Annotated in this window: 22 protein-coding genes and 1 tRNA gene; 14 read left to right on the top strand and 9 right to left on the bottom strand. The window is 71.1% G+C overall.

From position 1 onward, the window contains the following. Window positions 1–75: 75 nt before the first annotated feature. Together Q343_RS0102365 and Q343_RS0102360 are read left to right on the top strand one after the other, a co-directional pair. Window positions 76–879: an HAD family hydrolase gene (locus Q343_RS0102365; protein WP_029251986.1), complete on the top strand. Its 804-nt coding sequence runs from the start codon at window positions 76–78 to the stop codon at window positions 877–879. Window positions 880–895: 16 nt separating this feature from the next. Then, window positions 896–2,320 (top strand): NAD-dependent malic enzyme, encoded by a 1,425-nt coding sequence (locus tag Q343_RS0102360; protein ID WP_029251985.1) that lies wholly within the window; start codon window positions 896–898, stop codon window positions 2,318–2,320. Window positions 2,321–2,332: 12 nt separating this feature from the next. Here Q343_RS0102360 and Q343_RS0102355 read toward each other — a convergent pair whose 3' ends face one another. Beyond that, window positions 2,333–3,403, bottom strand: a complete 1,071-nt coding sequence (locus Q343_RS0102355; RefSeq protein WP_029251984.1) for an NADH:flavin oxidoreductase/NADH oxidase — start codon at window positions 3,401–3,403, stop codon at window positions 2,333–2,335. 28 nt (window positions 3,404–3,431) lie between these two features. After that, on the bottom strand, window positions 3,432–4,712 hold the full coding sequence (locus Q343_RS0102350) for an MFS transporter (RefSeq protein ID WP_043109157.1): 1,281 nt from the start codon (window positions 4,710–4,712) through the stop codon (window positions 3,432–3,434). Window positions 4,713–4,945: 233 nt separating this feature from the next. Between Q343_RS0102350 and acs the strand changes: the two genes are divergently transcribed. The 4 genes from acs to Q343_RS0102330 all read left to right on the top strand — a co-directional run bounded on the left by acs (window position 4,946) and on the right by Q343_RS0102330 (window position 11,381). Further along, on the top strand, window positions 4,946–6,955 hold the full coding sequence (gene acs, locus Q343_RS0102345) for an acetate--CoA ligase (protein ID WP_029251982.1): 2,010 nt from the start codon (window positions 4,946–4,948) through the stop codon (window positions 6,953–6,955). Between the two features lie 178 nt (window positions 6,956–7,133). After that, a complete protein-coding gene (gene mshD / locus Q343_RS0102340; RefSeq protein ID WP_029251981.1) occupies window positions 7,134–8,066 on the top strand; it encodes a mycothiol synthase in 933 nt (310 codons plus the stop codon). 43 nt (window positions 8,067–8,109) lie between these two features. Further along, window positions 8,110–10,362, top strand: a complete 2,253-nt coding sequence (locus tag Q343_RS0102335) for an RNA degradosome polyphosphate kinase (protein WP_029251980.1) — start codon at window positions 8,110–8,112, stop codon at window positions 10,360–10,362. After that, the gene (locus Q343_RS0102330; protein WP_248616721.1) at window positions 10,362–11,381 is read left to right on the top strand and encodes an NUDIX hydrolase; all 1,020 of its coding nucleotides are present in this window, start codon (window positions 10,362–10,364) and stop codon (window positions 11,379–11,381) included. The genes Q343_RS0102335 and Q343_RS0102330 overlap by 1 nt, the downstream gene beginning before the upstream one ends. 9 nt (window positions 11,382–11,390) lie before the next feature. Here Q343_RS0102330 and Q343_RS0102325 read toward each other — a convergent pair whose 3' ends face one another. The 3 genes from Q343_RS0102325 to Q343_RS0102315 all read right to left on the bottom strand — a co-directional run bounded on the left by Q343_RS0102325 (window position 11,391) and on the right by Q343_RS0102315 (window position 13,895). Then, on the bottom strand, window positions 11,391–12,395 hold the full coding sequence (locus Q343_RS0102325; protein WP_029251978.1) for an inorganic phosphate transporter: 1,005 nt from the start codon (window positions 12,393–12,395) through the stop codon (window positions 11,391–11,393). 4 nt (window positions 12,396–12,399) lie between these two features. Next, window positions 12,400–13,020, bottom strand: a complete 621-nt coding sequence (locus Q343_RS0102320) for a DUF47 domain-containing protein (RefSeq protein ID WP_029251977.1) — start codon at window positions 13,018–13,020, stop codon at window positions 12,400–12,402. 275 nt (window positions 13,021–13,295) lie between these two features. Next, window positions 13,296–13,895 (bottom strand): hypothetical protein, encoded by a 600-nt coding sequence (locus tag Q343_RS0102315; RefSeq protein WP_029251976.1) that lies wholly within the window; start codon window positions 13,893–13,895, stop codon window positions 13,296–13,298. A gap of 126 nt (window positions 13,896–14,021) precedes the next feature. On the opposite strand from Q343_RS0102315, the gene Q343_RS0102310 reads away from it, so the two are divergent. From Q343_RS0102310 to Q343_RS0102300, 3 genes are all read left to right on the top strand, one after another. After that, window positions 14,022–14,483 (top strand): MarR family winged helix-turn-helix transcriptional regulator, encoded by a 462-nt coding sequence (locus Q343_RS0102310; RefSeq protein WP_029251975.1) that lies wholly within the window; start codon window positions 14,022–14,024, stop codon window positions 14,481–14,483. 13 nt (window positions 14,484–14,496) lie between these two features. Beyond that, complete coding sequence (locus tag Q343_RS0102305) at window positions 14,497–16,083, top strand: MFS transporter (protein ID WP_345940084.1); 1,587 nt, start codon at window positions 14,497–14,499, stop codon at window positions 16,081–16,083. 79 nt (window positions 16,084–16,162) lie between these two features. Continuing rightward, entirely contained in the window at window positions 16,163–16,582 is a 420-nt protein-coding gene (locus Q343_RS0102300; RefSeq protein WP_029251973.1) for a phage holin family protein, read from the top strand. A gap of 67 nt (window positions 16,583–16,649) precedes the next feature. Here the strand turns inward: Q343_RS0102300 and msrB are convergent, their stop codons facing one another. Next, window positions 16,650–17,057, bottom strand: coding sequence for a peptide-methionine (R)-S-oxide reductase MsrB (msrB, locus tag Q343_RS0102295; RefSeq protein ID WP_428829331.1), 408 nt, complete (start codon window positions 17,055–17,057; stop codon window positions 16,650–16,652). Window positions 17,058–17,100: 43 nt separating this feature from the next. Further along, a complete protein-coding gene (locus Q343_RS0102290) occupies window positions 17,101–18,552 on the bottom strand; it encodes a DEAD/DEAH box helicase (protein ID WP_043109155.1) in 1,452 nt (483 codons plus the stop codon). A gap of 187 nt (window positions 18,553–18,739) precedes the next feature. Here Q343_RS0102290 and Q343_RS0102285 point away from each other — a divergent pair, with 187 nt between their 5' ends. The 3 genes from Q343_RS0102285 to Q343_RS0102275 are packed head-to-tail and all read left to right on the top strand — an operon-like array spanning window position 18,740 to window position 20,623. Beyond that, window positions 18,740–19,480, top strand: a complete 741-nt coding sequence (locus Q343_RS0102285) for a M50 family metallopeptidase (protein WP_029251970.1) — start codon at window positions 18,740–18,742, stop codon at window positions 19,478–19,480. Between the two features lie 34 nt (window positions 19,481–19,514). Further along, complete coding sequence (locus Q343_RS0102280; protein WP_029251969.1) at window positions 19,515–19,919, top strand: DoxX family protein; 405 nt, start codon at window positions 19,515–19,517, stop codon at window positions 19,917–19,919. After that, a complete protein-coding gene (locus Q343_RS0102275) occupies window positions 19,916–20,623 on the top strand; it encodes a hypothetical protein (protein WP_029251968.1) in 708 nt (235 codons plus the stop codon). Before Q343_RS0102280 ends, Q343_RS0102275 begins: the two co-directional genes overlap by 4 nt. Before the next feature lie 60 nt (window positions 20,624–20,683). Here the strand turns inward: Q343_RS0102275 and Q343_RS0102270 are convergent, their stop codons facing one another. Then, window positions 20,684–20,965, bottom strand: a complete 282-nt coding sequence (locus Q343_RS0102270; protein WP_029251967.1) for an iron-sulfur cluster biosynthesis family protein — start codon at window positions 20,963–20,965, stop codon at window positions 20,684–20,686. A 228-nt stretch (window positions 20,966–21,193) separates the two neighbouring features. On the opposite strand from Q343_RS0102270, the gene Q343_RS0102265 reads away from it, so the two are divergent. Then, window positions 21,194–21,265, top strand: a tRNA-Lys gene (locus Q343_RS0102265). A gap of 20 nt (window positions 21,266–21,285) precedes the next feature. Here the strand turns inward: Q343_RS0102265 and Q343_RS0102260 are convergent. Further along, the gene (locus Q343_RS0102260) at window positions 21,286–22,668 is read right to left on the bottom strand and encodes a glycosyltransferase family 2 protein (RefSeq protein ID WP_052366787.1); all 1,383 of its coding nucleotides are present in this window, start codon (window positions 22,666–22,668) and stop codon (window positions 21,286–21,288) included. Between the two features lie 136 nt (window positions 22,669–22,804). On the opposite strand from Q343_RS0102260, the gene Q343_RS0102255 reads away from it, so the two are divergent. Further along, window positions 22,805–23,575, top strand: coding sequence for a glycerophosphodiester phosphodiesterase (locus Q343_RS0102255; protein WP_029251965.1), 771 nt, complete (start codon window positions 22,805–22,807; stop codon window positions 23,573–23,575). Window positions 23,576–23,578: the final 3 nt, after the last annotated feature.

Below are 23,578 nucleotides of genomic sequence, written 5' to 3'. Positions count from 1 at the left end.
CGCCCGACGAACCTGTGCACAAACGTGCAGGCCCGTGGTGCGGACGTTCGGCGCGGACCTCGATACGCTCGGCCCATGACCGCGACCCCACCTGCCCGGCGCGTCGCGGCCTTCTTCGACCTGGACAAGACGATCATCGCGACGTCGTCCACCGCCGCCTTCTCCCGGTCCTTCCTGCGCGGCGGGCTCCTGACGCGCGGCGACGTGCTGCGCAGCGCCTACGCCCACCTGCTGTACCTGATGGGCAGCGCCGACGCCGCCCAGACCGAGCGGATGCGCGCACACCTGTCCAGCCTCGTCACCGGCTGGGACGTCGCGACGGTCTCGCAGATCGTCGCCGAGACCCTGCACGAGCACATCGACCCCGTCGTGTACTCCGAGGCGGTCGACCTGATCGTCCGGCACCACGAGCAGGGGCACGACGTCGTCATCGTCTCGGCCTCCGGCGAGGAGGTCGTGGAGCCCATCGCGGCGGCGCTCGGGGCCGACCACGCGATCGCGACCCGCATGAGCGTCGACCAGGGCCTCTACACGGGCGACATCGAGTTCTACGCCTACGGCGAGCACAAGGCGACGGCGATCCGCGAGCTCGCCGACCGGCACGGGTACGACCTCGACGCCTCCTACGCCTACTCGGACTCGATCACCGACGCCCCGATGCTCGGCGCCGTGGGGCACGCCGCCGTCGTGAACCCGGACCGCACGCTGCGCCGGCTGGCGGCCGAGAAGGGCTGGGACGCGCTCACGTTCACCCGGCCCGTGCGGCTCGGGATGAACCTGCACCCCGTGCGGACGGGGACGGTCCTGCTCGGGGTGGCCGCGCTCGCCGTCGGGATCGCGTGGGCGGCCCGTCGACGCCGTGCCAATATCGGACGCTGAACCCATACTGGGCACTATGTCTGCCCCGTCCGTCTCCTCGTCCATCACCGCCCGCCTCGACGTCGAGGCCCGGCCCACCGCCGTCAGCGAGCTCACCACCCTGATCGAGAAGCACGGCGGACTCGTGACCGCGCTCGACGTGCGCGAGTCGGGGCAGGCCCGCATGACGGTCGACGTGACCGTCGCGACACGCGGTGACTCCCACGCCGAGGAGATCTCGACCGCGCTGCGCGGGGTGCCCGGCGTCAACGTCGGACGTATCTCGGACCGCACCTTCCTGCTCCATCTCGGGGGCAAGCTCCAGATCGAGTCCAAGGTCCCCATCCGCAACCGTGACGACCTGTCGATGATCTACACGCCCGGCGTCGCGCGGGTGTGCGAGGCGATCGTCGAGCGGCCCGACGACGCCCGCCGCCTGACGATCAAGCGCAACACGGTGGCCGTGGTCACCGACGGGACGGCCGTCCTCGGCCTCGGCGACATCGGCCCGCTGGCCTCGCTGCCCGTGATGGAGGGCAAGGCGGCGCTCTTCAAGCGGTTCGCCGACATCGACGCGTTCCCCATCGCCCTCGACACGACCGACGTCGACGAGGTGGTGCGCACGGTCAAGGCCATCGCGCCCGTGTTCGCGGGGATCAACCTCGAGGACATCGCCGCACCGCGGTGCTTCGAGATCGAGAACCGCCTGCGCGCCGAGCTCGACATCCCCGTGTTCCACGACGACCAGCACGGCACCGCGATCGTCGCGCTGGCCGCCCTGACCAACGCGCTGCGCGTCGTCGGCAAGGACCTCAAGACGGTGCGGATCGTGCTCTCGGGGGCCGGCGCGGCGGGGACGGCGATCCTCAAGCTGCTGATCGCGGCCGGAGCCGGGGACGTCGTCGTCGCGGACGTCGACGGGGTCGTCCACCGCGAGCGCCCCGGCCTGTCCCCGGCGCTCGCCTGGACCGCGGTACACACCAACCCGCGCGACCTCACCGGGACGCTGCGGGACGCGGTCGCGGACGCAGACGTCTTCATCGGGGTCTCGGCCCCCGACGTCCTGACCGGCGACGACGTCGCGACGATGGCGGACGACGCGATCGTCTTCGCGCTCGCCAACCCGCGTCCCGAGGTCGACCCGGCCGAGGCGGCACGGCACGCCGCGATCGTCGGGACCGGGCGGAGCGACTTCCCCAACCAGATCAACAACGTGCTCGCGTTCCCGGGCGTCTTCCGCGGGCTGCTCGACGCACAGTCGCGCACCGTCAACGACACCATGCTGCTCGCCGCGGCGAACGCCCTGGCCGCGACCGTGTCCGACGACGAGCTGAACCCGACCTACATCGTCCCCTCGGTCTTCCACGCCGACGTGACGACGAAGGTGGCCGAGGCCGTCGAGAAGGCCGCCCGGGAGCAGATGGAGCTCGACGAGGCGGCGGCAGGGCCCGCCGCCCCGTAGACCGGGCCAGTCTCAGCGCGCGGCGTACGGCGCCCGCGCGTACTGGGGCTGGGCCAGCAGGTCCCCGCCGAGCTCGGCGGCCACGCGCAGCGGCCACATCGGGTCGCGCAGCGCCTCGCGCCCCACCATGACCGCGTCGGCGGCGCCGTCGACGAGCGTCTGCTCGGCCTGCTGCGCGCTCGTGATCAGCCCGACGGCGCTGACCGGCAGCCCCGACACCTCGCGCACCCGGCGCGCGGCGGGGACCTGGTAGCCCGGGCCCACCGGGATCGTCGCGGGTGCGTTGCCTCCGGACGAGACGTCGACGAGGTCGACCCCGTGGTCCGCGAGCACCCGGCTGACGTGCGCGACGTCGTCGACCGTCAGGCCGCCCTCGGTCCAGTCGGTCGCCGAGAGGCGGACGAGGACCGGCCTGCCCTCGGGCCCGACGGACCGGACGGCGTCGACCGTCTCCACGAGGAGCCGCGAGCGCCCCTCGACCGTCCCGCCGTAGGCGTCGGTGCGGTGGTTGCTCAGCGGCGAGAGGAACTGGTGGAGGAGGTATCCGTGGGCGGCGTGGATCTCGACGAGGTCGAACCCGGCGGCCTCGGCGCGACGCGCTGCGTCCGCGAACTGGCCCGGCACCGCGGCGATCTCGTCCTCGGTCATCTCGACGGGGTCGTCGTACCCGGGGAACGGGACCGGGGAGGGCCCGAGGGTGGCCCACCCGCCGTCCGAGGCCGGGACGCTGCCCCGCGCGTCGGCCCACGGCCGGTACGTGGACGCTTTGCGGCCCGCGTGGGCGAGCTGGATCCCGATCGTCGAGCCCTGGCCGTGCACGAAGTCGGTGATCCGTGCCCAGGCGCGCTCCTGCTCCTCGTTCCAGATCCCGGCGTCCTGCGGGGAGATCCGCCCCTCGGGCACGACGGCGGCCGCCTCGGTCAGGATCAGACCGAACCCGCCGGAGGCGCGCGCCCCGAGGTGGACGAGATGCCAGTCGCCCGGGACGCCGTCGACGGCCGAGTACTGGCACATCGGCGCCAGCCAGAGACGGTTGGGGATCGTCAGGTCACGGAGGACGAGGGGTTGCAGAACGTGGGTCACAGGGTCGGCAACCGAGCGGGCACGACGGCTATTCCGGGGCACGGGCGGCCGGACCGACTCCCGGGCCGGCCCCCTCGGGCAGGGCTGCGGCCGAGACGTGGCCGAGCGGGCGCCACAGCAGCGCGAGGGTGACGCCGGCGCCGACGAACGCGAACCACATCGGTGCCGTCAGCCCCCAGACCTCGGCGAGCACGCCACCGACGAGCGTTCCGCCGACGAGCCCGCCGTAGGTGCAGATGCCGTAGACCGAGGCGACGCGCCCCTGGAAGGCCTCGGGCACAGCACGCTGGCGCAGCGTGCGCGAGAGCGTGCCCCAGACGAAGGTGTAGACGCCGAACACGAAGAGGATCGCGACCGCCTGCCATCCCTCCGTCGCCAGCGCGAGCGCGAGGTGGAAGAGCACCTCCAGCGTGAGGGCGGTCCGCATCAGCCCGGTCGGCGAGAACCGGCGCTCGAGCCGACCGTAGACCAAGACACCGAGGACACCGCCGACCGCAGCCGCCGCGAGGAGCAGGCCGTACCCGACCTCGCCCATCCCCAGGTGGTCGGTCGAGTACTTCACGAGGATGCCCCAGGGTGCCGCCCAGGTCAGGTTGAACACGAGGATGACGATCGCCAGGGTGCGGATGGCCGCGTGGTTCCACGTCCACCGCAACCCCTCGGCGATGTCGCGCAGGACGTGGGTGCGGGCACCGGCACCGGCGGGCAGCGTGCGGGATGGCAGCTGGAGCCGGAAGATCAGGTACACCGCGAGCAGCACGCAGAGGACCTGCACGACGAACGGCCACGCCGCCCCCAGGGCGAAGAGCGAGGCGCCCACCAGCGGTCCGACGAGCTGGTTGGCGGTGAGATAGCCGGCCTGGAGCCGCGCGTTGCCGGTGCCGAGGTCCGCGGGTCGGACGAGCATGGGCAGCAGGGTCTGGGACGTCGTGTCCACGAAGACCTCGGCGATGCCGATGAGCAGCATCGCGACCAGCACGACGGCGATGTTCACGGAACCGGACACGATCGCCGCGCAGAGGACCGCGACCACGACCACACGGGCGAGGTTCGCACCGATGATCACGCGGCGCCGGTCCCAGCGGTCCGCCACGACCCCGGCCCAGAGCCCGAAGACGAGCCACGGCAGACGCTGCAGCACCGCCGCGAGGGCGACGAGGAACGCCGACCCCGTCTGGGAGTTGACCAGCAGCGGCCCGGCGGCGAGCGCGATGCCGTCACCGATGTTGCTGGCCCAGGACGAGCCGAGCAGCCACCGAAACCCCCGGCCCATCCGGGGCGGGACGACGGCGTCGACGATGCGGCTCACGGGCGCCGACGCTACCGGAGCGGCACACGACCGGCGGACCGGTGCGACGTCGCCACGGTTCCGGCACGTTTGTCAGCACCCTGACCGAATCGCGGTCCAGGGTGACCCCGGTCACCGCCAGGGGTCTACACTCACGCTCGTCGGGTGCATGCAGAGCCCCGACGTGTCCGTCGAGCGCGTACGTGCGTGCGTGCCACGGACCGCACCAGCGTCGATGCGCACAGGAGGTCCGCGTGCCCGAGAACGAGTCCACCCCCGCCCAGACAGGTCTGGAGAACCTCCTCCACGAGACCCGGGCGTTCCCTCCCAGCCCCGAGTTCGCCGCGCAGGCGAACGCGAAGCCGGAGATCTACGGCCAGGCTGCCGACGGCCCGGCGTTCTGGGCGACGCAGGCCCGTGACCTGATCAGCTGGAAGAAGGACTTCACCGAGACGCTCGACTGGTCGGGCGCACCCGTCGCCCGTTGGTTCGCCGACGGTCAGCTGAACGCCGCGTACAACGCCGTGGACCGACACGTCGAGGCCGGGAACGGCGACCGTGTCGCCATCCACTTCGAGGGAGAGCCGGGCGACACCCGCACGGTGACATACGCCGAGCTGCAGCGCGAGGTCTCCCGCGCCGCGAACGCCCTGGCCGCTCTCGGGGTCGAGAAGGGCGATCGCGTCGTCATCTACCTGCCGATGATCGTCGAGTCCGTCGTGGCGATGCTCGCCTGCGCGCGCCTGGGTGCACCGCACTCCGTCGTCTTCGGCGGCTTCTCCGCCGACGCGCTGCGCAGCCGGATCTCCGACGCCGGCGCCAAGGTCGTCATCACCGCCGACGGCGGCTACCGCCGTGGCAAGCCGTCTGCACTCAAGCCGGCCGTCGACGACGCGATCGCTCCCAAGGACGGGGCCGAGACCAGCACGGTCGAGCACGTCCTGGTGGTGCGCCGCACCGGCCAGGACACCGCGTGGACGGACCACCGGGACGTGTGGTGGCACGACGCGCTCGAGTCCGCCGACGTCCAGCACACCCCTGCATGGGTCGACGCCGAGCATCCGCTGTTCATCCTCTACACCTCCGGGACCACCGGGAAGCCCAAGGGCATCCTGCACACGACCGGTGGCTACCTGACCCAGGCCGCGTTCACCCACAAGAACGTCTTCGACCTCAAGCCCGAGTCGGACGTCTACTGGTGCACCGCCGACATCGGCTGGATCACCGGTCACTCGTACGTGACCTACGGGCCGCTCGTCAACGGCGCCACCCAGGTCATCTACGAGGGCACGCCCGACAGCCCGCACCAGGGCCGCTGGTGGGAGATCGTCGAGAAGTACAAGGTCTCGATCTTCTACACCGCACCGACCGCGATCCGTGCGTGCATGAAGTGGGGCGAGGAGATCCCGGCGAAGTACGACCTGTCCTCGCTGCGCGTCCTCGGCTCCGTGGGTGAGCCCATCAACCCCGAGGCGTGGATGTGGTACCGCCGCGTCATCGGCGGCGACAAGGCGCCCATCGTGGACACCTGGTGGCAGACCGAGACCGGCGCGATCATGATCTCGCCGCTTCCCGGCGTCACGGCCACCAAGCCCGGCTCGGCACAGGTGCCCCTGCCGGGGATCGCGGCGACCGTCGTCGACGACGAGGCGCACGAGGTCCCGAACGGTGGCGGCGGCTACCTGGTCCTCTCGGAGCCGTGGCCGTCGATGCTCCGCGGCATCTGGGGCGACCTGGAGCGGTTCAAGGACACCTACTGGTCCCGCTTCGAGGGCATCTACTTCGCCGGCGACGGCGCCAAGAAGGACGAGGACGGCGACGTCTGGCTCCTCGGCCGCGTCGACGACGTCATGAACGTCTCGGGGCACCGCCTCTCGACCACGGAGATCGAGTCGGCGCTGGTCTCCAACCCGCTGGTGGCCGAGGCCGCCGTCGTGGGTGCCGCGGACGAGGTGTCGGGACAGGCCGTCGTCGCGTTCGTGATCCTGCGCGGCGAGCACGCCGAGGAGGCGTCGACGCCCGAGGGGTCGGCGACCATCGAGAAGACCCTGCGCGACCACGTCGCGAAGGAGATCGGCCCGATCGCCAAGCCGAAGAAGATCCTCGTCGTCCCCGAGCTCCCGAAGACCCGCTCGGGCAAGATCATGCGTCGCCTCCTGCGCGACGTGGCGGAGAACCGTGAGGTCGGCGACGCCACGACGCTCGCGGACTCGTCGGTGATGAACCTGATCTCGTCCGGCCTGAACACGCCGTCCGAGGACTGACGCTCGGCCCTCTGCGCCAACTGCACCAACTGCGCCGAGGTCGACCTTCAGCGCGCGAGGTAGTGCCTCGCAGGCACTACCTCGCGCGCTGGGGTCGACCTCGGCGTCGTCGTTCCGGGGAGCGGTCGTCGTTCCGGGGACCGGTCGTCGTTCCGGGAAACAGTGGTGTGATGGGGGCATGCGCCCTGACCTGGAGATCGGCCCGCCCGACGACGCCACCGCGACCGCCGTCCGCACCCTCGCCGCCGCAGCAGCCGCGGCCGACGGGGTCCCGCCGCTGTCCGAGCAGCCCCTGCTCAACCTCCGCACGGACAGCGCGGACCTGACCCACGCCGTCGTGCGCGTGAGTGACGACGTCGTGGGATACGCCCAGATCGACCGAGGTACGGACCCCGCGTCGGCCGAGCTCGTGGTCCACCCCGACCACCGACGCCGCGGGCTCGGCACGACGCTCCTGCGCACCGCCGTCCGCGACGCTCGCCTGCCCGCCCGCTCCGGGGCGCCCGGACGACGCAGCGGCCCGCTTCACGTCTGGGCCCACGGCTACGTCCCGGCCGCGCAGGCGTTCGCGGCCACACTCGGGTGGGAGCCGGTCCGTGACCTCCGCATCCTCGAGCGAGCCCTGCCCCCCGCCGACTCAGACCCGCAGCTCCCGGACGGGCTCCGCCTGCGCACCGCACGCCCCGACGACGACGCGGCCTGGCTCGACCTGAACTCCCGGGCGTTCGCCGACCACCCCGAGCAGGGTCGGACGACGCAGGCCGACCTCGACGCCCGTCGGGCCGAGGCGTGGTTCCGGGAGGACGGGCTGCGACTCCTCGCCCCCGACGACGGCGGTGCGCCACTGGGTTTCATCTGGACCAAGGTCGATCCCCAGAACCCGTCGGAGGGTGAGATCTACGTCGTCGGCGTCGACCCGGGGGCCCAGGGATGCGGTCTCGGCAGGGCGCTGACGATCGCCGGTCTCGCACAGCTGGCAGAGCGGGGATGCACGACGGCGGTGCTGTACGTCGACGGCGACAACGCCGCAGCCGTGCACACGTACGCCGCGCTCGGCTTCGACACCCGGGCGACAGACGTCCAGCTGGCTCCGTCGACGACGCGCGAGTGATCTTGTCACCCGCCGTTCACACGATGGTGTCAGGATAAGCAGCATGAGCGACTCGACCGCGCCGCGGACCATGGACCCGGAACTCGCTGCGTACATCGCCGAGCACATCGCCGAGGAGCCGGAGCCCGAGCGCGAGGGCCCCACGCGGGCTCCGCTGCCGGACGACCGCTTTGCGGACCGCGAGATCAGCTGGCTCGCGTTCAACGAGCGCGTGCTCGAGCTCGCGGAGGACGACCGGCAGCCGATGCTGGAGCGCGTGCGCTTCCTGTCGATCTTCGCCTCGAACCTCGACGAGTTCTTCATGGTGCGCGTGGCCGGTCTCAAGCGGCGCATCGCCACCGGGCTCGCGGTGACCGCGGCGTCCGGGCTGAGCCCGCGCGAGGTTCTTGAGGCGATCAGCGTGCGGGCGCAGGACCTGATGGCCCGCCACGCCCAGGTCTTCCGCGACTCGGTCCAGCCGGCCCTCGCGTCCGAGGGGATCACGCTCGTCCACTGGGACGAGCTGGAGGCCAAGGAGCAGGACCGCCTGCACAAGTTCTTCCGCAAGCGGATCTTCCCGGTGCTGACCCCGCTCGCGGTCGACCCGGCGCACCCGTTCCCGTACATCTCGGGACTCTCGCTGAACCTCGCGGTCCTCGTCGCCAACCCGACGACGAACAAGGAGCACTTCGCGCGGGTGAAGGTGCCGCCGCTCCTGCCGCGATTCATCGCCGTCGACGCCAAGGGCCGTCCGAGCGAACCGGCGTCGTCGCCGGTCGCGGCGGGCAAGCCGATGTCGTACGTGCCTCTCGAGGAGGTCATCGCCCAGCACCTGGACCAGCTGTTCCCCGGGATGGAGGTGCGCGAGCACCACACGTTCCGGGTGACCCGCAACGAGGACGTCGAGGTGGAGGAGGACGACGCCGAGAACCTTCTCAAGGCGATGGAGAAGGAGCTGCTGCGCCGCCGTTTCGGACCGCCCGTGCGGCTCGCGCTCGCGACGGGCATCAGCGCCCGCATCCGCTCGCTGCTGGTCCGCGAGCTCGGCGTCGCCGAGCACGAGGTCTACGAGCTCCCGGCGCCGCTGGACCTGACCGGGCTCAACGTCATCGCGGACCTCGACCGTGCCGACCTGCACTTCCCGCCGTTCGTCCCGACGACGCACCGGCTGCTCGCCGAGGTCGAGAGCGCCAGCCCGACCAACGTCTTCGCCGCGATCCGGCAGCAGGACATCCTGCTGCACCACCCGTACGACTCCTTCTCGACGTCGGTCCAGACCTTCCTGGAGCAGGCCGCGGCCGACCCCGCGGTCCTCGCGATCAAGCAGACGCTGTACCGCACGTCCGGGGACTCGCCGATCGTCGACGCGCTGATCGACGCGGCCGAGGCCGGGAAGCAGGTCCTCGCCCTCGTCGAGATCAAGGCCAGGTTCGACGAGCAGGCCAACATCTCCTGGGCCCGCAAGCTCGAGCAGGCAGGTGTGCACGTCGTCTACGGCATCGTCGGCCTCAAGACCCACTGCAAGCTCTCGCTCGTCGTCCGGCAGGAGGAGGACGGGCTGCGGCGGTACTGCCACGTCGGGACGGGCAACTACCACCCGAAGACCGCCCGTCTGTACACGGACCACGGCCTGCTGACGGCGTCGACCGAGGTCGGGCAGGACCTGACCCGGCTGTTCAACCAGCTCAGCGGCTACGCCCCGACGTCGCGCTTCCACCGGCTCCTCGTCGCCCCGCGCACGGTCCGCAGCGGCCTCGTCGAGCGCATCGAGCGCGAGGCCGACGCCGCCCGCCAGGGGCACGAGGCCTGGATCAAGATCAAGGTGAACTCCGCGGTCGACGAGGCCACGATCGACGCGCTCTACCGGGCGTCGCAGGCCGGCGTGCAGGTCGACCTCGTGGTGCGCGGCATCTGCGCGCTGCGTCCCGGGGTGCCGGGCCTGAGCGAGAACATCCGCGTGCGGTCGATCCTCGGGCGGTTCCTCGAGCACTCGAGGATCTACGGCTTCGCCAACTCGGTCGGCCCCGCCATCGGCGACGGACCGGACTCGGGCCCCGAGGTCTTCATCGGCTCCGCCGACCTGATGCACCGCAACCTCGACCGCCGCGTCGAGGCCCTCGTCCGGATCAGCGAGCCGAGCCAGATCAACGAGCTGATCGACCTGGTCGACGTGTCGATGGACGAGAACACCTCGTCCTGGCGCCTCGAGGACGACACCTGGTCGCGGCGCTCGCGGGACGAGCACGGCGAGCCGTTGCGAGACCTGCAGTCGAGCCTCGTCAAGCGTCAGCGGCGGCGCACCACGGCAGGCCGCTAGTGCCCGCCTCCGCCAAGGCCTCGCCGCTGCACGAGCCGATCCGACCGGCCCCGGTGGAGCACGCTCCCGTGGTGGAGACCGCGGGGGCACTGGTCTGGCGCGTGCGCCAGGACGTCCTGCAGGTCCGACTGATCCACCGCCCGCGGTACGACGACTGGTCGTGGCCGAAGGGCAAGCTCGACACCGGAGAGGCGTTCCCGACGGCCGCCGCGCGCGAGGTCGCGGAAGAGACCGGGGCTCCCGTCGCCCTCGGGGTCCCCCTGCCGGGCCTGCAGTACCTGACGAGCGACGGCAGCGTGAAGCGCGTGCACTACTGGGCGGCGCGGCGCGTTCCTCGCCGGTCGGCGCCCGTGACCGCCCGCGCACCTGTCTCCGACGTCGACCCGCAGGAGATCGACGACGTCGTCTGGCTCGACGTCGCGGAGGCGTCGGCGCGCCTGACGCGAGCCGTGGACCGCGGGCCGCTCGAAGCACTCGTCGAGGAGCACGAGAACGGTCGCCTCGACACGCATGCGGTCGTCATCGCCCGTCACGGCCGCGCCGAGGCGCGCTCGCGGTGGGTCGGCGGCGAGCAGGACCGCCCGTTGACGCCGATCGGCCACGCCCAGGCCGTGGCGGCCGTCCCGGTGCTCGCCGCCTACGGCGTCGAGGCGGTGGCGACGAGCATGTGGGAGCGCTGCTCGGCCACGATCTCCCCGTACGCCCAGGCGGCCGACGTCGACACGGCTCGCTACGAGACGTTCACCGAGGCGCACCACGAGCGCAAGCCCGGCCGGGTCGCGGCCGCGGTTCGGGCGATGCTGGAGTCGCGCCGCTCGTCGGTGCTGTGCACGCACCGACCGGTGCTTCCCACCGTCCTGGACGTGCTCGGCCAGCACGCACGTCGCTCCGTGGCGGACATGCTGCCGACGGTCGACCCGTTCCTCGAGCCCGGCGAGATGATCGTCGCGCACGTCGCGCAGATGAAGAGCGGTCCGCGTGTGGTGGCCGCGGAGATCGCCGCACCACCGCTGTACTGAACGCTCCGCTCAGACCATGATCGGCGCGAGCACGAAGTAGACGGCAGCGGCGACGAGTGCAGCCGCGGGAATGGTCAGCACCCAGGCCCCCGCGATGTTCTTGGCGACGCCCCAGCGCACGGCGGACAGACGCTTGGTGGCGCCGACCCCCATGATGGCCGACGTGATGGTGTGCGTCGTCGAGACGGGCGCGTGCAGGATGAACGCGTTGGCGTAGAGCACGAGCGCCGAGACCGACTCCGCGACGAACCCGCGGGCCGGGTCGAGCTCGATGATCCGGCGGCCTAGGGTCCGCATGATGCGCCAGCCGCCCGCGTAGGTCCCCAGGGAGATGGCGGTGGCGGCGGAGATCTTGACCCAGAACGGGATCTCCCCGTTGTCCTCGTGGTAGCCGCCCGCGACGAGCGCGAGGAGGATGACGCCCATCGTCTTCTGGGCGTCCTGCAGCCCGTGGCCGAGGGCCATCGCGGCGGCGGAGGCCGTCTGCGCGATCCGGAAGCGACGGTACGTCTTGTGCGGGTTGGCACGGCGGAAGATCCAGAGCAGCGCGACCATCGCGAGGTAGGCGCCGACGAACCCGATCAGGGGCGAGAAGATCATCGGGAGGACGACCTTGTCGACGATCGCGCTCCAGTAGACCGTGATCCCCGAGGCGATCCCGACGCCGGTGAGCCCGCCGATGATGGCGTGCGTCGAGGACGACGGCAGGCCCAGCCACCAGGTGATGAGGTTCCACGTGATGGCGCCGATCAGCCCGCAGAGCACGATGACGAGGCCCTGGTGGGCCGGCGCGTCGTCGATCGCGATGATCTCCTCGGCGATCGTCGTCGCGACCTCCGTGCCGAGCATCGCGCCGACGAGGTTGAAGAAGGCTGCCATGAGGAGCGCGGCCCGGGGGGTGAGCGCCCGGGTGGAGACGGACGTCGCGATGGCGTTGGCGGCGTCGTGAAACCCGTTCGTGTAGTCGAACGAGAGCGCGACCACCACGACGATGATGACGAGTGCGAGCTCCACGGGCTCAAGACTCCTTGAGCACGATGGTCTCGACGGTGTTGGCGACCTTCTCGAAGGCGTCGGCCGCCTCCTCGAGGATCTCGACGATCTCCTTGAGTTTCATCAGCAGGATCGGGTCGGTGATCTCGTCGAAGAGCTGCGCGATGAGCTTGCGGTGGATCTTGTCGGCCTGGTTCTCGAGTCGGTTGACCTCGATCCAGTAGTCCTCGAGGTCGTCCATCGTGCGCAGCTTCGGCATGGCCTCGCAGGTCAGCTCGGACGCCCGCTCGAGGACCTGGACCTGCTCGGAGACCCGCCGCGGGATCTCGTCGATCTTGTACAGGACGATGAGGTCGGCGGCCTCCTCCATGCAGTCCATGCAGTCGTCGAGCGCCGAGGCGAGGTTGTAGATGTCGTCACGGTCGAACGGCGTCACGAAGGTCTGGTTGAGCATCTTCATGATCGCGTGGGTCGAGTCGTCGGCGGCGTGCTCGGCGTCGTTGAGCTTCTTGGCGATGGCCTTCCGTCCCGGCCGGTCTGCCCCGAGGAGCTCGGAGAGCAGCTTGGAGCCGTCCACCAGGTGCTGGGCCGACTCCGTGAGGAGATCGAAATACGACGTTTCTCGGGGGGTGAGTCGAAATCGCACGGGGCGCTCCGGTCCGACGCAGGAAGTGAGGTCGGGTTCAGCCTAGGGCAGCAGTTCCCTGACGAGGAATTCAGCCCGTGTTCACCGTGCGTTCACCGATCGACGCGCCGACCGAGAGGCGAGGAAGAGGTACGACGCCGGACCGGGAGCGCCTCTCGGCGGGTGGCCACTCGTAGTGGCTCAAGATGGAGCCCGGGGCTACCGCGGCCCGACGTCGTCCGTCCACGGTACGCCTGCCGCGCCGGTGAACGAAAGCGGGGCGGACGCGATCCGTGTCACTCCAGCATCCCGGCCCGCCAGAGCGCCCCGGCGTGCTCGAGCTCCTCGGCCGTGCGAAGCAGCGCGGAGGCTCCGTGGGTCATGCGGGAGGCGGCGAGGTCGTCCGAGGCCTCCCGGGCGTCGGCGTCGTGCGCGGCACCCGCCGCGAGGATCCGGCAGAACGCGCCAGCGCGCTCGAGCGCCACGTCGAGGTCTCCGGTGAAGACGCCGGACAGGACCGCGTCGGCGAGGTCGCAGAGGTCGTCCGGGCCGGGTGGCGTCACTGCGCCGGCGACGACCTCCGAGACCGGGGCGGCCCCGACCCCGAGCCGGTACCTGAGAGTGACCGTCTGCGGGTCGTGCCGTACCCACGCGCGCAGGACGTAGAGCCGCCACAGCGCGCCCGGCAGGGTGTTGGAGGCGGCGTCCGCCCACAGCCCGGCGACGACGTCGAGCCCCTCGTCCTCGACGAGGCGCACGAGCCGGTCGATGACCGCAGGGTCCTCGCTCGCTCTCCCCCGGTGCACGACGACGGCTGCCGTCGTGTGGGCGATCTCCTCGCGGTCTGCGGGTGCGAGGTCGCCGGGAATCTCCTGGGCGGCGTTCTGGTCGAGCATCGCGGGGCGACGTGGTCGGTGTTCCATCCCTCCAGCATGCCCCCGGGACGGGCCATCGGGCGAGACGGGGTTGCTTGCATGCTGCAAGCAATCTATCTATCCTGGGCGACGACCCCGGAGGACGACATGACCACTGAGCCCACCGACGCCGTCGGACCGCACGGCGGACGGACCGTCGACCTGCTGCGCGCCCTCGACGAGTTCGCCCGGACGCAGCGCGACATCGGCAACCGCATGGCCGCCGACCTCGGCCTGCAACGTTCCACGCTCACCGTGCTCCGCATCCTGGAACGCGAGGGCTCCCTGCCCCTCGGCGACCTCGCGGCCGCTCTTCGTGTCGACCTCTCGGTGGCCAGCCGCCACGTCAACGCGCTCGTCGAGCGGGGGTACGTCGACCGCGAGGTCTGCACGACGGACCGACGGGTGCGCCTCCTCACGCTCACCGCGACGGGCCACGCGACCGTGCGACGCATCTCCGAGGTCGGAGCAGAGATCGTCGCCGCCACCTTCACCGCCTGGACCGACACCGAGATCGACGACGCGGTCGCGGTCGTCACCCGGGTCACCGAAGCCCTGCAGAACGCCTGACGAAAGAGAACTGTTGACCACGCCACCCTCAGCCCCCGCCACCACCCCCGGCACGGGCATGACGCACCGCCAGGCCCTGGAGGCACTCTCGGGAATCCTGCTCGGGATGTTCGTCTCCGTGCTCGCGACCACCGTCGTCTCCTCCTCCCTCCCCCGCATCGTCAGCGACCTCGACGGGTCCCAGGAGTCGTTCACCTGGGTCGTCACCGCGACCCTGCTGACGACGACGGTCTCCACCCCGCTGTGGGGCAAGCTCGCCGACCTCGTCGACCGCAAGCTCCTCGTCCAGATCGCCCTGACGATCGCCGTCGTCTCCTCCGCCCTCGCGGGGCTCTCGCAGAACGTCGGGACGCTCATCACGTTCCGCGCGTTCCAGGGCCTGGGCGCCGGCGGCCTGACGGCTCTGTCGACCGTCCTGATCGCCGACATCATCTCCCCGCGGGAGCGCGGCCGGTACATGGGGATCCTCGGCTCGGTGATGGGCATCAGCATGGTGGGCGGCCCGCTGCTCGGCGGCGTGATCACCGACTCGATCGGGTGGCGCTGGAACTTCTTCATCGGCCTGCCCTTCGCCATCGCGGCGATCGTCGTCCTGCAGCGCACCCTCCGGCTCCCTGCCGTCCCGCGCCGTCGCGTCTCGATCGACATCTGGGGCGCGGTCCTGATCGCGACCGGGATCTCCCTCCTGCTGCTGTGGGTCACCTTCGCCGGCCACGACTTCGACTGGGCCTCGTGGCAGACCGCGGCGATGCTCGGTGGGTCCGCGCTGACGCTCGTGTCCGCCGTCTTCGTCGAGAAGCACGCAGCGGAGCCGATCATCCCGCTCGCGCTCTTCCGCAACCGCACCCTCGTCCTCGCGGTGATCGCGTCCGTCGCGGTCGGTCTCGCGATGATCGGCACGTCGGTGTTCCTCAGCCAGTACATGCAGATCGCCCGCGGCAAGACCCCGACCGAGTCCGGGCTGATGACGATCCCGATGGTCTTCGGGCTCTTCGCGGTCTCCACCACCGTCGGCCAGCTGATCTCACGCACCGGCCGGTACAAGGGCTTCATGATCGCCGGAGGCGTCGTCCTGACGACCGGCCTGCTGCTCCTGTCGACGATCGACTACGAGACGAGCTTCGTCGTCGTCGGCGCCTACCTCATGATCCTCGGCGCGGGAGTCGGCGCCCTGATGCAGAACCTCGTCCTGGCCGTCCAGAACACGTTGTCGATCTCGGAGATAGGCTCCGGGACCGCGATGATCGCGTTCTTCCGCACCCTCGGGGGCGCGATCGGCATCTCCGCGCTCGGGGCCGTCCTCTCGCACCAGGTCACGGCGTCGATCACCACCGGGCTTGCCGAGCTCGGGGTCCCCGCGTCCGCGATGGACGGGGGGACCGGCTCGATCCCCGACGTCACGGCGCTGCCCGAGGCCGTCCGGACCGTGGTGGAGAAGGCCTACGGCGACGGGATCGCCGACATCTTCCTCGTCGCGGCCCCGCTCGCGGTGATCGCGACGATCGCGATCATCTTCATGAAGGAGATTCCGCTCGGCACGAGGTCGGGCGTCGAGCAGCTCCTCGAAGAACAGGCCGACGCCGTCGCACCCGGCGCCTGAGACGACCGCTTCGTCTCGGCGCCCCTCGGACCGGCGCGTCAGCGCGCGCCGGTCCGTCGACCGGACTAGCATCCGGCGCATGGTCAAGTTCCTGCTCCGCACCCTCGTCTTCGTCCTCGCTGCCGCGGTCGGCATCGTCCTGACCGACTGGATCTTCGGCATCTTCGACCTGTCGACGTTCGACGTCCACTGGTCCGACCCGGTCGGCTTCATCCTCGCGATCGTCATCTTCGCGCTCGCGCAGGCGATCCTGTCGCCGTTCATCGCCAAGGCTGCCCGCAACAACGCCCCGGCGCTGCTGGGCGGTGTCGGTCTGCTCTCCACCTTCATCGCGCTGCTGATCGCGGCCCTCGTCAGCGACGGGCTCGAGATCGGCGGCTGGGCCGGCTGGATCCTCGGCCCGATCATCGTCTGGCTCGTCTCCATGGTCGCCACGCTCGTCCTCCCGGTCTTCCTCCTCAAGGAGGGGGCGGAGAACCGCAAGGACGGCGACGACTGACAGCACTCACCGCAGGAACGCGACGAGGCCCGGACGGATATCCGTCCGGGCCTCGTGCTGTGCCGACCTACTCGTCGGGGGTGAAGCTCAGGCTCACCGAGTTCATGCAGTAGCGGTCGCCCGTGGGCGTCTGCGGGGCGTCCGGGAACACGTGGCCCAGGTGCGACCCGCACCGGCGGCAGCGCACCTCGGTGCGTCGCATGCCGAGCGTGTTGTCCTCGAGGAGCTCGACGGCGTCGGACTCCCTCGGCGCGTAGAAGCTCGGCCACCCGCAGTGGGAGTCGAACTTCGTCTCGGCGCGGAACAGCTCCTGCCCGCAGCCTCGACAGGTGTAGAGCCCCTCGCGAGACTCGTGGAGCAGCTCACCGGTGCCGGCACGCTCGGTCCCGGCGCGGCGCAGCACCGCGAACTCCTGCTCGCTGAGCTTCTCGCGCCACTGCTGGTCGGTCCATGTCACGTCGTACGTCAATTGCATCGCCTCCACCCTCTCCAACCGGCGAGGGTGGCCGTGCATTCCCTCAGCCCTGGCGCGGTGCGCCGGCAGGGCGACCCGAGCGGCCACCGCGACGACGGCCACCGCCGCCGCCCGAGGTGGACGAGCCCGCAGGTGCTCCCGCGCGCCCCGCGCTCGAGCGACCGGCGCCGGCGTGCCCGGCACCCGACTGGCCACCGCTCGCGCGACCCGACGACGAGCGCGACGCGCCGGAACGACCGCCCGAGCGTCCGCCGCCGGACCGTGCGGGCTGACCGCTCTTGGGCTTGCGAGCCTGCTGCTGCGGGGGCTGGACCGGCGCCGGCTTCACGTACGGCGCGACCTCGCCCACGAGAGCCTTGATCGTGTCGTCGCCCGGCGCCGCAGGCTTCGGCTGCGCCGAGATGCGCGCCTTGCGGGTCAGGTCGCGGACGTCGCCGCGCTGCTCGGGGAGCATGACGGTCACGACGACGCCCTCCTCGCCGGCACGGGCCGTCCGGCCCGAGCGGTGCAGGTACGCCTTGTGCTCGGCGGGCGGGTCGACGTGAACGACGAGCTCGATCTCGTCGACGTGGATGCCGCGTGCCGCGATGTCGGTCGCGACCATCACCTTGACAGACCCGTCGGAGAACGCGGCGAGGTTGCGCTCGCGAGCGCCCTGCCCGAGGTTGCCGTGCAGATCCACGGCGGGCACGCCCTGAGCGGTGAGCTGCTTGGCGAGCTTCTTGGCCTGGTGCTTGGTCCGCATGAACAGGATGCGGCGGCCGGTGCCCGAGGCGAGCTCGCGCACGACCTCCTTCTTGGCGTCCGCGTCGCGCACCGCGAGGATGTGGTGCGTCATCTTGGGCGGAGCCGAGGCGGCGTCGTCCACCGAGTGGCGCACGGGGTTGTTCAGGTACAGCTTGACGAGCTGGTCCACGCCGTTGTCGAGCGTCGCCGAGAACAGCATGCGCTGGCCGACCTTCGGGGTGCGGGCCATGATGCGCTTGACGCCGGGCAGGAACCCGAGGTCGGCCATGTGGTCGGCCTCGTCGAGGACCGTGATCTCGATGCCGTCGAGCGTCAGGACACGCTGGTTCAGCAGGTCCTCCAGACGCCCGGGGCACGCGATGACCACGTCGACGCCCGCGTTGAGCGCGGTGACCTGACGCGACTGGGCGACGCCGCCGAAGATCGTCGTCGTCACGAGCCCGAGCGCCTTGGCGATCGGCTCCATCGTCGCGTTGATCTGGTTGGCGAGCTCACGCGTCGGGCAGAGCACCAGCGCACGGGGACGGCGCGGCTGGCGCGACGTGCCGGCGCCGTCGAGTCGCGAGACGAGCGGCAGGGAGAACGCGAGCGTCTTCCCGGACCCGGTGCGCCCCCGGCCGAGCACGTCGCGGCCCTGGAGCGAGTCCGGGAGCGTGGCGGTCTGGATGGGGAACGGAGCGTCGATGCCCTGGCGCGACAGCTCGCGGACGACAGGGGTGGGTAGGCCGAAATCGGCAAAGGTAGTCACAGAAAGTATCGCCTCTCGAGGCAGCAAAGTGCTGGGTCGGGATCCGCCGCACGACAATCCGGGGGGATCTCTACGACGCGGGGCGCGCAGGTGTGCGCAGCCCTCGTCCTGACATCATGACACGTCCGGCGCCGGATCGGGGACGACTGTGACCCGACGCACCCGTCGCCCGGCAACGTGTGGTTGCATGACGCGCGTGGAAGATGCCCTCAGATCCGTCGGCGACGTCGTCAGCACCATCTGGACGGCAGCGACCTCACCGGTCGCCGTCCCTGACCAGACACTGGCCCTCGCGACCGCCGCGGTCGCCCTCGCCGTCGTCCTGGTCACCCCGGTCTGGAGGGTGGCCCGTCACGTCGTCACGATCGCCCACGAGGGCGGGCACGGGGTCATGGCCCTGCTGACCGGACGCAAGCTCTCCGGCATCCGGCTCCACTCGGACACGTCCGGCCTCACCGTCTCGTCCGGACGCCCCCGTGGCATCGGGATGATCCTGACCGCCGCCGCCGGCTACACCGCCCCGGCCCTGATCGGTCTCGGCGCGGCCGCCCTGCTCGAGGCGGGGTACGCCGTCGGACTGCTGTGGCTGCTCGTGCTGCTCCTCGCGCTCCTCCTGCTCCAGATCCGCAACTGGTTCGGGCTCTGGTCCGTCCTCGTCAGCGGCGCGGCGCTCGTCGGCGTGTCCTGGTTCCTCGACGCCGAGACGCAGACGGCCGTCGCCGCCACCGTCACGTGGTTCCTCCTGCTCGGCTCGGTCCGGCCCGTGCTCGAGATGCAGGCCCAGAGACGCCGGGGTCGCGGGGGCCGGTCGGACGCCGACCTGCTCGCCCGCATCACCCCGCTGCCCGGGCTCGCCTGGGTCGGGATCTTCCTGGTGGTGACCGTCGGGTGCGTCGTCGTCGGCGGCCGGTGGATCCTCGGGTTCTGACGCGTCGGGGCCGTCGGGTCGATAGCCTCGGGGTATGGCTCGACTCCCGGACGTCCTCGCCACCTCGCTCAGCGTCGGCCTCGCCGCCGCGGGGGTGCTGCACCTTGCCCGCCCTCGCGTCTTCGAGTCGCTGATCCCGCCCGCGCTCGGCAGCCCGCGCCCCTGGGTGGTCGGCAGCGGGGTCGCCGAGCTGGCGTGCGCCGCTGCCGTCGCCGTGCCCACCACGCGCCGCGCGGGCGGGTACGCGACGGCCGCACTGTTCGTGGGCGTCTTTCCCGGCAACGTGCAGATGGCCCTGAACTCCCGCGAGAACGCCCGGCACTGGTCCCAGAACCGGGCGATCGCGTGGGGTCGCCTGCCCGGGCAGGTCCCCCTGGTGCTCTGGGCGCTGCGCGTCGCCCGGACCGCCCCCGCCCGCACGACGGCGGTCGGCGCGTGAGGGGGCGGGCGCGCGTCGCGCTCGTCGCCGCGGTCGGCGCCACCGCCGCGACCCTGGCCCTCACGGGATGCTCCGAGGGCATGGGCGGGCCGACGGGGTCGGGCGAGGTGTCGATCTCTGACGACGGCGTGACACAGGCCTACCTGCTCGTCGAGGGCGGGGCCGACCGACTCGAGATCATCGCGGACGCCGACGACGGCACGCTCGTCGACGTGGCCGGGACCGACACGAACAAGCCCCCGTCGAGCGAGTCCATCGACGTCGACGCGGACGTCGACGAGGCGCTCGCCGTGCGGGCGGACGGCGGGACGATCGAGGTCCATGTCTCCCCGACGTCGTCGTGGACGATCGAGATCGAGGCGGGGACCGACACGTTCGTCGCCGACTTCACCGACGCCACGCTCGACCGCCTGGCGATCAAGAACGGCTCCTCCGACGCGACGATCATGCTCGCCGCGCCGGACGCCGTCGTCCCGATCGAGCAGACCGCGGGATTCAGCTCGCTGACGCTGGACGTGGAGTCGGGGACCCCCGTGCGCTGGACGACCTCCGCCGGGGCCGGTGAGGTCGACTTCTTCGGGGACGTGACCGAGGGCGCCGCGGCGGGGATCGAGCTGACGTCGGAGTCGTTCGACGAGTCCCAGCCGTACATCGACCTGCGCAGCTCCGCGGGGCTCGGCAAGCTGACCGTCACCGACGAGTAGGCCCGGGCACACGAACGGCGGGCCACCCGAGAGTGACCCGCCGTCGTCCTCAGTCTGGGACTAGCCCTGAGGGGAAAGCACAAAAGCAGGACCCTCGGCCGCAGGGTCACTGTCGAGCGTGAGGTTCTCCAGGCTCACAGAGGCCTGCTGGTCCACGAACACGCGGGCCTGGCCGTTCTCGACCACCGCGTCCTCCGGCTCAGGGCTGGGCACGAGCGCGAGCTCGAAGCTGCCCTCCTGCGCCTGAGACGCCGCGATCCGCAGGCCTCCGCCCTCGGGAACGCCCGCCTGGGTGGCGAGCTCGGTCACAGCAGTGCTGGCGTTGTCAGTCAGGGTAAGCACGAGAGCTCCTCTCGTCGCCGGACGGACCCACGGAACACCTGTCGGTGCACCCGTCCATGGGCCTCTCGGACACCAACCACCGAATCAACCACAGCTGCTCGTGGCAAGCCCGGACACGAGAATCGGCCGAACCTCTCACCCATCAAGACCCCGCGTGACGCGGGCGCCGCCGCCGGTTACCGTACGCGCGAGGGCTGCACGTAGGGTGGTCTCGGACCACGCGGTCCAGGGCCTCTAGCTCAATGGTAGAGCTGCGGACTTTTAATCCGTAGGTTCCGGGTTCGAGCCCCGGGGGGCCCACCCGCACCATGGTGCCGGACTCACGCCGCGGCCCCGTACCCGTCGTCGAGGCTCGGGCCGCCGGGCCCTGCCGACTCCTGCGGCACGGCGTCCTTGACCGGCTCGCGCGCCGTCTTGGCCCAGCTCGACCGTCCCATCAGCTGCCGGAAGAGCGCGCGCCAGACCACCGGGTACATCACGAACGCGTAGAGCAGGTACGGGACGAACGCGAGGATCGACCGCAGGAAGGCCTTGAAAGATCCTCCCCGCCCGAGAACTCCCAGCGTCACCGGCCCGAGGCCCGCGACGAGGAGGCCGACCATCACGGGCAGCTCCCGCGGAATGATCGCCACTCCCTCGACGGCCCCCAGCCAGAGCGCGAGCAGCATCCCGACGGCCATTAGGGACTGGATGACCGGGATCAGCAGGTAGAACAGCGCGTCCGCCCGTGCCGGGAGCGCGACGTGCTTCATCGAGCCCGGGAGGCTGGACAGCAGATCCAGAACCTGCCAGCCCCCCTGCGCCCACCGGGTGCGCTGCCGGTAGAGGCGGCGCAGGTTCGAGACGCCCTGCTGGTCGACGACGGAGCGCATCGACTGCTCACCGCGCCAGCCCGCCTGGATCATCCGGACACCGAGGTCCTGGTCCTCGGTCAGACGGTCCTTCCACGGTCCGCGTTCGACGCCGCCGGGCATGTGGTCGTCGGAAGCCAGGTCGTCGAGGGTGGACAGGCGGTTGAACTGGCCGTTGCCGCCCATGTTGGCGGTGCCCCAGCGGGAGCGACCCATCTGCATGACGTTGCCGAAGACGGAGAACTCGATCCCCTGGGCCCACGTCAGCGGGTGGTCGTCGTTGTAGATCCGCACGGCCGACTGCACGCCGCCGACCCGCGGGTCCGCGAAGTGGTGTGCGAGGGCCGCGGGTGCGTCGGGGTCGAGCCGACCGTCGGCATCGACGACACCGAAGATGATCCGGTCCGACGGGATGTGCGCGAGCTCGGTCCGCACCATCTCCCAGGCCTGGTCGAGCACGGCGGCCTTGCCGGTCCGTGCCCGAGGGAGCTCACGCCGCACGACGTGCAGCCCGGGCACGTCGAGCCCCGCGAGGATCTGCGGGGTGGCGTCCTCGGACGCGTCGTCGACCACGATGATGTGCCGGTGCGTCGCCCGCACGGCCGCGAGGCGCGAGACGGAGTCCGCGATCGTCACCTCCTCGTCCATGGCGGGGACGACGAAGACCCAGACGAAGTCGGCCTCGGAGGCGGTCGACTCGGTCTCGAAGCGGCGGAGCCTGCGGCGTTCGAGCATCGCGGACCACGCCAGGGTGGCGGTCCAGCCGACCGAGCCGAGAGCCACCACCAGGAAGAAGGTCAAGATGATCTGCAGTCCGGGGGCGAGCCCGGCGTAAAGTTCCAGCCCGCTCATGCAAGCGCTTCCAAACGAATCACAGCGGAGAGATTACGCAGGTGATTTCAAGGAATTGCCGCCGATCAGGTGTGATCTGATGCGGTCGCGGTGAGGGTCGTGTGCGAGCCGGTCAAACGGCTGATTTACTGCTGTGATGCAGGCCTCTCTCGTGCCCCAGATCTTCGCTCACCGCGGCAACTCCTCCGTCGCACCGCAGAACACCCTCGCCTCGTTCGAGGCGGCGTGGCGCACGGGCGTCCACGGCATCGAGACGGACCTGAGGCTCACCGCCGACGGGATCCCCGTCGTCATCCACGACCGCACGGTCGACAGGACGACCGACGGGAACGGCCGGGTCGAGGACCTGACGCTGGAGCAGGTCCGCGCCCTCGACGCCGGGATCGGATTCTCTCCGGCCTACGCCGGGCAGCAGGTCCCGACCTTCGACGAGCTCGTCGCGTTCCTGCTCGCCCGGCCCGACCTCGACGTCCTGCTCGAGCTGAAGGGTCGGTGGACCGCCAGTGAGGTCTCTCCGGTGCTCGACGCGGTCGCCGACGCGGGCATCGCCGACCGCATCGTCGCCCAGGGGTTCGACCCCGTGACAGTCCGCGCGATCGCGACGGTCGCCCCGACGCTCCGGCGCGGCTGGCTCGTGGAAGACCCCGCCGTCGACGTCGTCGCGACGGCCCGCGACCTCGACGTCTGGACGTGCAACCCCCGGCACGACCTCGCCGCCCAGGACCCCGGTCTCGTCGACCGGCTCCACGACCTCGGCTGCAAGGTCATGGTCTGGACCGCGAACACGGAGGAGTTGTGGCGGTGGGCTCTCGACGCCGGTGTCGAGGGCGTCGTCACCGACCACCCGGACCGCCTGCGCGGGTGGCTGGCTGGCGTCTCGGCCCGCCAGGCCCCGAGCGTGTTCTGACGT

It is taken from the genome of Paraoerskovia marina DSM 21750 (assembly GCF_000701465.1).
Taxonomy (GTDB): domain Bacteria; phylum Actinomycetota; class Actinomycetes; order Actinomycetales; family Cellulomonadaceae; genus Paraoerskovia; species Paraoerskovia marina.
The sequence above is the reverse complement of the archived record's forward strand: the minus strand, read 5'-3'. Positions and strand labels throughout refer to the sequence as shown.

Coding starts and splice junctions, on each gene's coding strand:
- Q343_RS0102365 (WP_029251986.1), top strand. CDS start 76: ATGACCGCGACCCCACCTGCCCGGCGCGTCGCGGCCTTCTTCGACCTG.
- Q343_RS0102360 (WP_029251985.1), top strand. CDS start 896: ATGTCTGCCCCGTCCGTCTCCTCGTCCATCACCGCCCGCCTCGACGTC.
- mshD (WP_029251981.1), top strand. CDS start 7,134: ATGCGCCCTGACCTGGAGATCGGCCCGCCCGACGACGCCACCGCGACC.
- Q343_RS0102335 (WP_029251980.1), top strand. CDS start 8,110: ATGAGCGACTCGACCGCGCCGCGGACCATGGACCCGGAACTCGCTGCG.
- Q343_RS0102315 (WP_029251976.1), bottom strand. CDS start 13,895: ATGCTCGACCAGAACGCCGCCCAGGAGATTCCCGGCGACCTCGCACCC.
- Q343_RS0102310 (WP_029251975.1), top strand. CDS start 14,022: ATGACCACTGAGCCCACCGACGCCGTCGGACCGCACGGCGGACGGACC.
- Q343_RS0102300 (WP_029251973.1), top strand. CDS start 16,163: ATGGTCAAGTTCCTGCTCCGCACCCTCGTCTTCGTCCTCGCTGCCGCG.
- msrB (WP_428829331.1), bottom strand. CDS start 17,057: ATGCAATTGACGTACGACGTGACATGGACCGACCAGCAGTGGCGCGAG.
- Q343_RS0102285 (WP_029251970.1), top strand. CDS start 18,740: ATGACGCGCGTGGAAGATGCCCTCAGATCCGTCGGCGACGTCGTCAGC.
- Q343_RS0102280 (WP_029251969.1), top strand. CDS start 19,515: ATGGCTCGACTCCCGGACGTCCTCGCCACCTCGCTCAGCGTCGGCCTC.
- Q343_RS0102260 (WP_052366787.1), bottom strand. CDS start 22,668: ATGAGCGGGCTGGAACTTTACGCCGGGCTCGCCCCCGGACTGCAGATC.
- Q343_RS0102255 (WP_029251965.1), top strand. CDS start 22,805: ATGCAGGCCTCTCTCGTGCCCCAGATCTTCGCTCACCGCGGCAACTCC.